We start from the raw sequence: 11,419 nt of genomic DNA on the forward strand, positions 1-11,419 counted from the left end.
CAGCGTGGCCAAGCCCTCTTCGGGGGAAGGGGAACACGTTCGTGAGCCACATCGTCTTTTCCATGGAGGATCTCGTCCGCGTCCGGGTCGCCGGACCACCGACAGCCGAGGCCGAAGCGGCCTTCGCCTTGGACAACTGGTCGAAGAACTCGGGTGGTTACTTCCGAAGATGGCACCAGGCAGTCACCAACAGCGTACGGAGCCGGGAGGAGCTCCAGCGCCGTATACACCGCTTCGAGCTCTCCGGACGGACGATCTGGCACCTGCTCGGCGCCCCACCGCCGCAGGTGGACGATCCGTCCGAGCCGTTAGCGCGGATTCCGGCACGAACCGTCGGTGAGGACCCTTCCGCCGGACCGGACGCCCTGGTGCAGGAGTTCGGCACGATCGCCGTCCTCCCGTACTGGCAGGCCATCCACGCCCGGCTGGTCCGCGACACCGACGCCTACCGGCAGATCATGAGTGCCTCCGGCGTGGAGACGCTGCTCCAGGCCCTGCACCCGCGCGTCCACTGGCGGGCCCCGGTCCTGGAGGTCGAGGACGACCAGGACGAGACGATCGAGCTCAGGGGCCGCGGCCTGGTGATCACGCCGTCGCTCTTCCTGACCGCGCCCGCCGTGGTCCCGCCGCACGCCACCGTGGTCAAGGCCGAGCCGGCCCCGGCCCTGGTCTTCCCGGTCCGCCCGGACTCCCGCGGGGACGCCGTGCTCGGCGCCCGCGAGGCCGAGCGGCCGCTCGACTCCGCCCAGGGCGAGGCCCTCGCCAGCCTCGTCGGCAAGACCCGGGCCGCCCTGCTGGAGGCCCTGCTCAACGGCAGCACCAACGGCGAACTCGCCGACCGCGTCGGCGTGTCCAACGCCGCCGTCAGCCAGCACACCTCGGTCCTGCGGGCGGCCGGCCTGATCGCCACCCGCCGCACCCGCAACCTCGTCCTGCACACCGTGACGCCCCTGGGCCGTTCCCTGCTGAACGGCGGCACCCGGTTCCTGGCCAACCCGCCCGGCACGGCGCCGCACCACCGGGCCACGCCGCAGGGCCAGTCCGTCCTGGCCGGGCGTTAAGGCCCGGCCCCAGCCCTACCCACCGCCGGGGCCGCAGCCCCACCGCGGCCCCGGCCCCGCTGTTCGCCAGACGTTTTCGGGCCTCTCTTAATCACCTGTTCCCGGCGGCCGCCGCACGGCGAGGATGACGGCGTTCCCGATCCCCGCCACCACCGCACGAACGAGGTGAACCCGCCGTGACGAGATCGCGTACGGACCTTGAGGTGTCCTTCCTGGAAGACCACGGGACGGTGCAGCCCGTCGCCACCGTCCCCGCCGGTGCGGAGCGCGCCGCCTGGCTGACCGCCCACCGCACCGAACTGCGCCGCCTGGCCCTGCGCCACGGCTCGCTGCGGCTGACCGGAGCCGCCCTCGCCGCCACCGACGAGCTGGCCGAGGTGGCCGCCGTCCTCGGCGGCGGAGCCCTGGAGTACACCGAGCGCTCCACCCCGCGCTCGCGGGTCGCCGGCAGCGTCTACACCTCCACCGAGTACCCGGCCGACCAGCGCATCCCCCAGCACAACGAGAGCTCCTACTCCTCGCACTGGCCGGACCACCTCTTCTTCCTCGCCACCCGCACCCCGCGCACCGGCGGCCAGACCCCGGTCGCCGACAGCCGCACCGTCCTCGCCGAGCTGCCGGCCGAGCTGGTGGAGAAGTTCTCCGCCCTCGGCGTGCGCTACACCCGCGCCTACCACGACGGCATCGGCCTCTCCTGGCAGGAGGCCTTCCAGACCGAGGACCGCGGCCACATCGAGGCCTACTGCCGCGACAACGGCATCAGCTGGGAGTGGGACGGCGACCTGCTGCGCACCAGCCAGGTCCGCCCGGCGCTCACCCGGCACCCGGTGACCGGCGAGACCGTCTGGTTCAACCAGGCGCACCTCTTCCACATCGGCTCGCTGCCCGCGAGGACCACCGAGGCCCTCCTCGCCGTCTTCCCCGAGCAGGACCTGCCGCGCAACGCCTACTTCGGCGACGGCAGCCCGATCGACGCCGACACCCTGGCCGAGATCCACGCCGCCTTCGACCGCAGCACCCTCGCCCCCGACTGGGCGCAGGGCGACGTCATGGTCGTCGACAACATCCTCGCCAGCCACGGCCGCGCACCCTACGAGGGCGACCGCACCGTACTGGTCACCATGACCGCCGCCGACTGGACCGACTGGCCCACCCCCTGACATGACGACGGCAGCCGAAGTCTCCGCCTACGACAGGCTGTTGGACCTGCTGACGACGACACCCACCGCCTACCGGACGATCGACCACGAGCCGGAGGGCAACACCGCACTCGCCAGCGAACTGCGCGGCCACCCCCTGGAGCAGGCCGCCAAGTCCATCGTCGTCCGGGCCAAGCACCCCGCCGGCACCCGCTACGCCCTCGCCGTCGTCCCGGGCGACCGCCGCGTCGACCTCACCGCCGTCGGCCGCGCCCTCGACGCCACCCGCGCCGGCTTCGCCGACCGCCCCACCGCCGAACGCCTGAGCGGCTGCACCAGCGGCTCGATCATCCCGTTCTCGTTCCGCCCCGACCTCGAACTCCTCGTGGACCCCGCCCTGCTGGCCCACCCCCGGATCTACTTCAACGCCGCCCGCCTCGACCGCTCCGTCGAGCTGGCCACCCCCGCCTACCGCACCCTCGCCCGCCCCCGCGCCCTCCCCATCGCCACCTGACCCCGCCCCCACGCAAAGAAGCCCAGGCCGGACACCGTCCGACCTGGGCTTCCCTCTGAGCCGCCTGCGGGATTCGAACCCGCGACCTACGCATGACGAGCCTGCCCAGGCATCGTCCGGAACCAGGACCGAGAGCGCATCCACCGGCCAGCCCGTCCGCCATCCTGGTCCCGCCGGAACGGCCAGGCGCTTACGAAGTCGAGGCAGCCGACTGTGGTGCACACATCGTCGGGCGGCCGACCTGGCGCTGGGCTTGGGTGCAGCGCGCGTAGCCTATGGCCCAACCCTCTCGAACCGCCGTGGTTCACGTGGCCGCAGATAAGCCGGGTTGTGGGTCAGCTCTGGCCGTCGACCTGTTGAGTGTGAGGAAGACTAGGCGCAGGACTCATCTCCTCACCGCTCTGTGCGCGGGCCCAGAACTGGCCGTCGAGGGAGAACTTCGGTCGCGCGTCGTCGCCTGGGACGGGTACAACGCGGGTGGAGATCCACTCGCCCTTGATCGGTACCGGCAGTCCGAGCGCTCGGGCGACATGCGGGTGCGACCCTTGATGACCCAAGACGATGATGCCTTCCGGACGAAGAGCAATCCGCGCGTCACGGGCCCGCTTCGGCGCGTCGTCCTGCTGGCCGACGGTCAGCACGGTCTGGCGGCCGACAAGCCGGTCTTGCACCTCGCGAAACAGCTGGTTCACCCGCTGCTGGCCGGAGGTGCGCCGACGTGGCAGCGACGCGGTGAGGATTCGCTCGCGTGGTCCGGCATCCAGGTGGCGCAGCAGGTTTCCCGGCAGATCCGTCTGGAGGCCGCCCCAGAGCCAGTACACCTCGGACGCAGCGTTGTCGGCGAGCTTGCGCTTATTGTCCCGGTTGTACGCGCGGACGCGCTTGCCGTCGGCATCCAGCCCTCTCTTCCAGCGCAGGCGCTCATCGGTGATCCGCACTATGCCCGCAGCCCACCTGCTCTCGTCGTCGTCCATCCAGGTCACGAGTGCAACATGGTCGGCATGGCCGCTCCGCTCGCCGTGGTCAGCGCACCGGTACATCTCCATCGGGATCTCCCAGCCGCCGAGGTCCTTGGAGAACTTGCAGTCGATGTCGAAGCCGGCGATGGACCAGTCGAGGTCTATGCCGTTGGCGATGTCGAACTCCTTGGTCAGGTTCACCTCGACGGCGGTCCCGAGATACGTCTTCTCGGTCTTCGTCAGGTGCTGGTACGCCCAGCGCCCCGTCCGCTGACCGTCGAGCAGCTCATCGAGGGAGTCGCGCAGCGCCCACCGGAAGCGCTCACGCGCCTCCGGCTGGTTGTTGAACCACTCCACGAACGGGGTGAGGTCATCGGGGACCTGCTGCGTAAGGCCTTGCGGGATCCGCCACTCTCGCGGCACCTTGCCCATGTCTTCAGTCGGGGGATCCCAGGTGCGGAACGTCTCGCGGCGCGAGTACTTCGCCGCCAGCGCCCGCGAGTCCTGCTTGGCAGCGCGAACAGCATCCTGGGGGAACAGCAGGTCCTCTTGAATCGTCACGCACGGGAGTCTGACAGCAGGCACGGACAACCACTTAGAAACTGCTGCCCCAACCCGGCCTCTGCTCGGCTGGCCTGCACGTTTGCTTGAATGCCTCCGTCGGATCCGGCTGCCGTGACAGGCTGGGCTCCTGGGGAGAAGGCCCGTGAGCACGGTACTCGCTCTTTCGGGCGGCTCACTGGCTAGGGCTGAGGAAACACACGCCTGAGCCAGCTCCTGACGGCGTCAGCGGTGCTGTACCCGTGCTGCCGCAAGACGTCGGTGATGTCGCGGCCGCAGACGAGCGCTATGGGATGCCCGTCTTCTCGGACTTCCTTCTGGACCTGCGTGTGGAAGTACGACGTCGTGACGAAGACTCCGAAGTTGCGGTGCCTGAGCCGTGAGATCAGACGGGAGACGTCCCGGACGCCAACCGCCGTGGTGGGCGCATAGCACTTGGCTTCGAGGGCGAAGTCGATGGCGATGCGGTCGGCGAGGGGGCCCAGGATGTACTCGCCTACAGCGTCGCGCCCGCCGTCGCGACTGGGCCGCGTGATGTCGCACCGGCCTGTGGCAGGGGCGATCAGCCGCCAGATGGCGACCGCGCAGGCCTCGAAGCCGTGGGGATTGCCGCGGAAGTGGTCCCGGATGGCGCCGAGCATCGCTTCGTCGGCGGTGCCGTCCGGCAGTTGCTGCGACTTCGTGCGGATGCTGCTCGTGGCGGGGGAGGTCAATGGCGTGTAGGTGCGCGTCTCGACCCAGGCCCTCCAGGTCGGCGGGCAGTCCCCGGCGAGCGGGTCGCCTCCGCTCCTGAGGTGCTCGATCCATGACCGCGTGACCCGGGGGTGGTCCAGGACGGTGAAGCGGGCCCGGTAGTTCTGGAAGCGCTCGCCGCCCGTCGTCCGCCAGATCGCTGCCAGCTCGTCGTCCGGGCCGATGCCGGGGCCTCCCGGGACCAGCAACCCTCGGAATCGGACGTCCCGCCCGCCGGTCCCGGCCTTCTCGAACAGCAGGAACGGCGGGACCTCCCTCACCCGGTCCTCCGCCGTTCCGTGTGCAGCGGCGAACGCCTCCTTCAGCAGCAGGTTCCCCTTCTTGCTCGTGGCATGGAGCTCCTTGCCGGGGGTGCGGTTGTCGCCGTAGTAGGTGAAGGTCCCGGTCTGCAGATCGAGGAAGTCCGGCCAGTCTATGTGGGTGCCGGTCGTATAGAGGACAGTCAGCGTGACGTCCTTCCGAGCGGGCGACCCGTGGCTGCGGAACCCGCCCTGGTTGCCAACCCCCTCGATGAGCTTCGCGATCGGGTCCCCCGCATGCCCGCCGGGGCCGCCGGCGTAGACGGCGTCGACGACCAGGTCCGAGGTCTTGAGGTCCGCGAATGCGACCCGGGGCACAGCAGGAGCAGTCATATTTAAAGATCTATCACCTGCTTGTGGCGCAGCTCGAAGGGTTATCCACAGCCCCTCGCCGACGACAGCGCCGGAGGTAAGGTCACAAGGTCTGGCCTGCGCGATTCCTCTGCGTTGGGCCCAGGCCGGATCTGCACAGCCGGAGCCCGTCGGCCCCGCTGCCCTTACGACAGGAGGCCCGATGCCGGCGCCCGACACGCTCGACCTGTTCGCCGGTCCCGGCGGCTGGTCCGAGGGCCTGCGCCGTCACCATGCGATCACGGACGTCGGCATCGAATGGGACCCTGCCGCCTGCCGGACGCGGGCTGCCGCGGGGCACCTCACGGTCCGCGCCGACGTCGCACAGGTCGCTACCGAGCCGATGGCCGGCCGCATCCGCCGTCTCATCGCCTCCCCGCCCTGCCAGGCCTGGTCCCGCGCCGGAAAACAGCTCGGCCTGCAGGACCAGCCCATCGTGCACCAGGCCATCCAAGACCTCGCGCTCGGACGGGACACCCGCCCGACCCTGCTCGCCGCCTGCCAGGACCCCCGCTCCCTGCTCGCCGCCGAGCCCATGCGATACCTCCACGACCTGCGCCCCGAAGACGCCGTCATGGAGGAGGTACCCGACGCCCTGCCCCTGTTCCGCCAGTACGCCGAGATCCTGCGCAGCTGGGGCTACAGCACCTGGTCCGGCAACCTCAACGCAGCCGACTACGGCGTACCGCAGAGCCGCCGCCGCGCCATCCTCATCGCCTCCCGCACCCGCAACGTCCAGCCGCCCGCGCCGACACACTCCGAACATGGCGACGAAGCCAGCCTCTTCGGGCCTCCGCGGGCCCGCTGGGCCTCCATGGCTGAAGGCATCGGCTGGGGTGCCCAGGACCGGCCAGCCCCCACGGTCACCGCCGGCGGCGGCAAGACCGGCGGCGCCGAGCCATTCCCCACCCAGGCCCGCCGCACCCTGGCAGAGTCACTCGGCCGCGGAGCCTGGACGAAGCGCAGCGGGCTCCCCGACACAGCCCGTATCACCATCCGCGAGGCCGGGATGCTTCAGTCCTTCCCTTCCGACTACCCGTGGCAGGGCACCCAGACCAAGCAGTACGAGCAGGCAGGCAACGCCGTACCGCCACTCCTCGCCGCGCATGTGGCCGCAGCGGCGTTCGGCCTGCCACAGCCCTGACCGACGACGAAACGGCCGACCCGGCTCCGGCGGGCCATCGGGCTCGCCCTGCGACAGGGCGAGCCGCTCGGCAGACCGCACTGGCGGCGCGTCGATGTGGACACCCCCTGGTATCTCCAGTGACTGGCGTAGCGCCAGATCCGTGCCCGCCCAGAGCGACACGACGGCTGACAGGTCATTAGGCGCCCCGGAGCGAAGATGGGGAGCAGTCCTTCCGCCCGTGAAGCCGGATTTCACCGAGCCGCGCCAGGGATGGAAGCCCTGGTCGCCGGTCCGCGACGCGCGGGAGGAGTTCGACCTCGTGCTCTGTCGGCCCGACGGCCGGCCGATCGACCCGCACTGCGAACAGGAGGGACTCGGGGCCGCACGAAGGAAGCCGGCACGGTCCCGGATGCGCTGGACGTGGACCCCACGCCCCGGGAAGCGGCCCGGAGCATGGCCGACGCGTTCTGGCTCCAACCGGCGAAAAGTGAGGCCGCGACTGGGGGGATGGGCACCCGGGCGGCCCGGGCCCGGCGCCGCCGCCGCATGATGTAGATGGCAAAAGGCCCGGTCAGAGTACTGACCGGGCCTTCTGGCTTCTGAGCCGCCTGCGGGATTCGAACCCGCGACCTACGCATTACGAGTGCGTTGCTCTGGCCAACTGAGCTAAGGCGGCGCCGCTGCCGTGTGTGGCGGCAACGCGGGCCAGTCTACACAGGTTCGCGGGTGATCCGTACCCGGTGTCCGGGGGCGGGGGTCAGGCGGAGGAGACGGCGAGCTTGGCGGCGAAGCCGGCGAAGAGGACGGCGACGCCGCTGGTGAGGGTGGCGGAGAGGCGCTTGCGGCGGCGGAAGGCGGCGGCGAGGGTGGTGCCCGCGAAGATCAGGAGGGAGAGGTAGAGGAAGCTGAAGGTCTGGAGGATGCCGCCGAGGAGGGCGAAGGAGAGGGCCGGCTGCCCGTAGGAGGGGTCCACGAACTGGGTGAAGAACGAGAGCAGGAAGAGGATGGCCTTCGGGTTGAGGAGGCTGATCACCAGGGCGCGGCGGAAGGGGTTCTCGGTGGACTCGGGGGCCGGCTCGGCGGTGGCGTCGGCCGCGGTGCGGCGTTCGCGCCAGAGCTGGCGGGCGGCGCGGAGCATGCCGTAGCCGATCCAGAGCAGGTAGGCGGCGCCGCCGAGCTTGACCACCGCGAAGACGGCCGGGTTGGCCTTGAGCAGGGAGGCCGCGCCGAGCGAGGTGAGGCTGATCAGGGTGAGGTCGCCGATGAAGACGCCGGCCGCGGCCCGGTAGCCGGTGCGTATGCCCTTGCGGGCCGCGACGGACAGGACGTACAGGGAGTTGGGGCCGGGCAGCAGGACGATGACGAGGGCGCCGAGGACGTACGTCGCCAGGTCGTTGACTCCGAGCACGATGAGCTCCGGTGCAGGGGAGGGTGGCAGGGGGCGCTCATCGTAACGTCGCACCGGCAAGCGGTTGAAGTGGAAACCACCTGCCGGACTCGCGCGGTGCCGACCCGCCCTACCGCTCGCAGCGCTTGCCCTGCTCCGGCGCCTCCCCGGTCAGCAGGAAGCGGTTCACCGCGCCGTCCACGCAGGTGCTGTGCCGGCCGTACGCGGTGTGGCCGTCGCCGTCGAAGGTGAGCAGTCGGCCGGACTCCAGCTGGCCGGCCAGCGACTGCGCCCAGGCGTACGGGGTGGCCGGGTCGCGGGTGGTGCCGATCACGACGATCGGGGCGGCGCCGGCGGCCCGGACGGTGTGCGCCGTGCCGGTGGCCCGCACCGGCCAGTAGGTGCAGGTCAGCGCCATCCAGGCCATGTCGCGCCCGAAGTGCGGCGAGATCCGCTCGAACTCGGGCACCGCCCGTTGGACGTCCTCCGGACCGCCGAACGGGGCGGGCAGGTCCAGGCAGTTCACCGCGGTGTTGGCGAACATCAGGTTGGGGTACGAGCCGTCCGCCGCGCGTCCGTAGTAGTCGTCGGAGAGCTTCAGCAGACCGGTGCCGTCGCCGGCCTTGGCGTCGGCGAGCGCGGTGCGCAGCTCGGGCCAGAGGAAGTCGGCGTACATGGCCTGGATGACGCCGGTGGTCGCCTGGGACTCGGTGAGCCGGCGGCCTGCGGCGGCGGTGGGCAGCGGGGCGGTACGGACGGCCGCGAACAGGGCGGTGAGCTGCTCGCCGACCTGCTCGGCGGTGCGGCCGAGCGGGCACTCCTCGCGCGTGGCGCAGTCCTGGGCGAAGGCGGCCCACGCGGTCTCGAAACCGCCCGCCTGGGTGCGGTTGCCGGTGACGGAGTCCAGCGCCGGGTCCATCGCGCCGTCCAGCACCAGCCGGCCGACCCGGCTCGGGAACAACCCGGCGTAGGTGGCCCCGAGGAAGGTGCCGTAGGACTTGCCGACGTAGTTCAGCTTCCCGTCGCCGAGCAGCGCGCGCAGCACGTCCATGTCGCGGGCGCTCTCGACGGTGCTGAGGTGGCCGAGCACCGCCCCGGCCTGCTTGCGGCAGCCCTCGGCGAACTCCTTGTCCGCGGCCACCAGCGCCTCGATGCCCCGCTGGTCGCCGGGGGTCAGGTCGACGGCGGTGAAGGCGTCCATCCGGTCCCCGCTCAGGCAGCTGACGGGGTTGCTGCGGCCCACCCCGCGCGGGTCCAGGCCGACCAGGTCGTACCGGGCCCGCACACCGTGGTCGTACGTCCGGGCGGCGGCCTCCAGGTACTCGATCGCCGAGCCGCCGGGCCCGCCCGGGTTGAGCAGCAGGGACCCGAGCCGGGTGGCGGCGGAGCCGGAGGGACGCGCGGAGGGGGAGGCGGAAGGCGAGGAGGAGCCGGACGGTTCCGCCGCCGCGCGGGCGGCCGCCAGGGTCAGGTCGCCGTCCCCCGGGCGGTCGTAGTCCATCGGCACCCGGAACGTGGTGCACTCGAACCCGCCGTCGCAGGGCTGCCAGGCCAGGCGCTGGGCGTAGTACGGCGCGAGCGCGTCCGGGACGGCGGCGGGCAGCGGCTCCAGCGGGGTGGCGCCCGCCGCCGCGCCCCCCGGGGCCGAGGGCCGACCGGAGACCGCCGCGTCCGAGGAGGACGGGACCGGCGCCCCGGACGGACCGGAGCTGCAACCGCCCGCCAGCAGTCCCCCGACGGCCAGCGCCGCGGCCAGCGCCCGGACCCGCCGTACCCGGACCCGCCGTACCCGGGCCCCCGCCCCTGCCTCTGCCCCTGCCCCGCCCCGGCCTGCGCGTGCCCGCCCTGGTGCCCGACCGAAGGCCCTCATCCGCCACCTCTCCGCATTCGACCAGCGCGCAGGACACCGCGCGTGGAGCACCACGCGCGGACGTGCACGCGTGGAGGACCAGGGGAACAACCCGTGGAGCGCCCCGGCGGGAACGCCGCTGCCCGGCGCCCCCTCCGGGGTACCGGGCAGCGTAGCGCCACCGGGCGGGAGCTCAGGACGCCTTGGCCAGCGCCTCGGCCAGGAACTGCGCCGCCTGCCGGACCAGCCGCAGCCGCTCCCGTTCGGGGGTGTAGTCCTGCACGTTGTCCGAGATCCGCACGTCCGCCTTGGCCGCCGCTCCGGGTCCGGCCTTCAGCGCGGACTGGAGCTTGCGGGCCGCGTCCAGCCCGGCGGAGTCGGCTCTGGCGGCGGCCAGCAGCAGCTTGGGCGAGCTGCCGGCCGGGGCCTCGGCACCGGTCTGGGTGAGCGCGACGGCGTCGTAGCGGCCGGAGACCGCGGCGGCGGCGCCGTACAGGTCGGGCCGGGACAGCCCGGCGGCGGCCGCACAGGACGCGCCGCCCTCGACGCCGAGGGCGCCCCAGGAGGCCGGGCCGGGCGGCAGGGTGCGGAAGGAGGCCGCGATGGTGGTGCGCAGCGTCGCGTCGTCGGCGATGGCGGCCGGGGCGGCGGCGACGAGTTCGCAGGGGTGCGCGGTGCCGTTCGGCGCCTCGGGGGCGACCAGGATGAACGGGTGGGTCTTGCCGGTCTGGAGGGCCGAGCCGAGGCCCTCGAAGACGTCCGGGACCTCGGCGTCGGCGGTCTTCTGCGGTGCCGCGGCGTGCATCACGACGACCGGGAAGCGGGCGTTCGGCTCCTTGGCGTACTGCGGCGGGAGCCAGACCCGGACGTTGCGGGGGTGCCCGTCGGGGCCGAGCACGGCGGACTGGAGCAGTTCGCCGCCGCCGGGGTGGCCGACGCTGTCGAAGCGGCTGACCACGGCGGGCGCCGCGGCGGTGGGCGTGGCGGCTGCGGCATCCGGGGCCGCGGGGGCTGCGACCGCGTCCGCCGCCACCGGCGGCGCCGCCTGCTGCCGGGCCGCCGCCGCACCGGCCCCGACGCCCGCGCCCGCCGCCGCACCCGCACCCGCACCCGCACCCGCACCCGCCGCGTCCACGACCGGCTCCGCCCGGCCCGGTTCCTGGGAGCCCCGGCCGAGGCCGCCGAAGGCGCCGAGCGCGGTGAGCACCGTCAGCGCGGTGACGCACACCCCGCAGACCATCGCGCCGGCCGCCCGCAGCAGCATCGGCCAGCGGTCGCCGGCCAGCTCGTAGGTCTCGGCGGCGCGCAGGTCGCGCCAGCGGTGTCGGGCGCCCCGGGCCAGCCAGATCCCGCCGAGAGCGGCGGCCAGCAGGGGGATGACGAGGAGCGAACGGACCACGGGACGCACCGCCTCTGGAGG

Annotated in this window: 9 protein-coding genes and 1 tRNA gene; 4 read left to right on the forward strand and 6 right to left on the reverse strand. The window is 72.5% G+C overall.

Annotated elements, in window-relative coordinates:
* The first annotated feature begins 62 nt into the window (after positions 1 to 62).
* The 3 genes from ACH5AR_RS26235 (at position 63) to ACH5AR_RS26245 (ending at position 2,714) form a co-directional block, all read left to right on the forward strand.
* A complete protein-coding gene (locus tag ACH5AR_RS26235; protein WP_396303964.1) occupies positions 63 to 1,061 on the forward strand; it encodes an ArsR/SmtB family transcription factor in 999 nt (332 codons plus the stop codon).
* Positions 1,062 to 1,237: 176 nt separating this feature from the next.
* Complete coding sequence (locus tag ACH5AR_RS26240) at positions 1,238 to 2,221, forward strand: TauD/TfdA family dioxygenase (RefSeq protein WP_396303965.1); 984 nt, start codon at positions 1,238 to 1,240, stop codon at positions 2,219 to 2,221.
* A 1-nt stretch (position 2,222) separates the two neighbouring features.
* Positions 2,223 to 2,714 carry a YbaK/EbsC family protein gene (locus ACH5AR_RS26245; RefSeq protein WP_396303966.1) on the forward strand — a complete coding sequence of 164 codons (492 nt, stop codon included), beginning with the start codon at positions 2,223 to 2,225 and terminating at the stop codon, positions 2,712 to 2,714.
* A 335-nt stretch (positions 2,715 to 3,049) separates the two neighbouring features.
* On the opposite strand, the gene ACH5AR_RS26250 is transcribed toward ACH5AR_RS26245, so the two are convergent.
* Entirely contained in the window at positions 3,050 to 4,234 is a 1,185-nt protein-coding gene (locus ACH5AR_RS26250; RefSeq protein WP_396303967.1) for a NaeI family type II restriction endonuclease, read from the reverse strand.
* 182 nt (positions 4,235 to 4,416) lie between these two features.
* Positions 4,417 to 5,619 (reverse strand): restriction endonuclease, encoded by a 1,203-nt coding sequence (locus ACH5AR_RS26255; protein WP_396303968.1) that lies wholly within the window; start codon positions 5,617 to 5,619, stop codon positions 4,417 to 4,419.
* A 181-nt stretch (positions 5,620 to 5,800) separates the two neighbouring features.
* On the opposite strand from ACH5AR_RS26255, the gene ACH5AR_RS26260 reads away from it, so the two are divergent.
* A complete protein-coding gene (locus tag ACH5AR_RS26260) occupies positions 5,801 to 6,781 on the forward strand; it encodes a DNA cytosine methyltransferase (protein WP_396303969.1) in 981 nt (326 codons plus the stop codon).
* Positions 6,782 to 7,365: 584 nt separating this feature from the next.
* On the opposite strand, the gene ACH5AR_RS26265 is transcribed toward ACH5AR_RS26260, so the two are convergent.
* The 4 genes from ACH5AR_RS26265 to ACH5AR_RS26280 all read right to left on the reverse strand — a co-directional run bounded on the left by ACH5AR_RS26265 (position 7,366) and on the right by ACH5AR_RS26280 (position 11,398).
* Positions 7,366 to 7,439: transfer RNA gene (locus ACH5AR_RS26265), tRNA-Thr, on the reverse strand.
* Positions 7,440 to 7,520: 81 nt separating this feature from the next.
* Positions 7,521 to 8,171 (reverse strand): leucine efflux protein LeuE, encoded by a 651-nt coding sequence (leuE, locus tag ACH5AR_RS26270; RefSeq protein WP_396303970.1) that lies wholly within the window; start codon positions 8,169 to 8,171, stop codon positions 7,521 to 7,523.
* A 109-nt stretch (positions 8,172 to 8,280) separates the two neighbouring features.
* A complete protein-coding gene (locus ACH5AR_RS26275; protein ID WP_396303971.1) occupies positions 8,281 to 10,020 on the reverse strand; it encodes an alpha/beta hydrolase in 1,740 nt (579 codons plus the stop codon).
* Between the two features lie 172 nt (positions 10,021 to 10,192).
* Positions 10,193 to 11,398 (reverse strand): hypothetical protein, encoded by a 1,206-nt coding sequence (locus ACH5AR_RS26280; RefSeq protein ID WP_396303972.1) that lies wholly within the window; start codon positions 11,396 to 11,398, stop codon positions 10,193 to 10,195.
* Between the last annotated feature and the right edge of the window lie 21 nt (positions 11,399 to 11,419).

The organism is Kitasatospora sp. NPDC018619 (genome assembly GCF_044391605.1).
Classification (GTDB): Bacteria; Actinomycetota; Actinomycetes; order Streptomycetales; family Streptomycetaceae; genus Kitasatospora.

What these genes read in the sequence shown, in the direction of transcription:
- ACH5AR_RS26235 (WP_396303964.1), top strand. Translation starts at nt 63, where the DNA reads ATGGAGGATCTCGTCCGCGTCCGGGTCGCCGGACCACCGACAGCCGAG.
- ACH5AR_RS26245 (WP_396303966.1), top strand. Translation starts at nt 2,223, where the DNA reads ATGACGACGGCAGCCGAAGTCTCCGCCTACGACAGGCTGTTGGACCTG.
- ACH5AR_RS26255 (WP_396303968.1), bottom strand. Translation starts at nt 5,619, where the DNA reads ATGACTGCTCCTGCTGTGCCCCGGGTCGCATTCGCGGACCTCAAGACC.
- ACH5AR_RS26260 (WP_396303969.1), top strand. Translation starts at nt 5,801, where the DNA reads ATGCCGGCGCCCGACACGCTCGACCTGTTCGCCGGTCCCGGCGGCTGG.
- ACH5AR_RS26275 (WP_396303971.1), bottom strand. Translation starts at nt 10,020, where the DNA reads ATGAGGGCCTTCGGTCGGGCACCAGGGCGGGCACGCGCAGGCCGGGGC.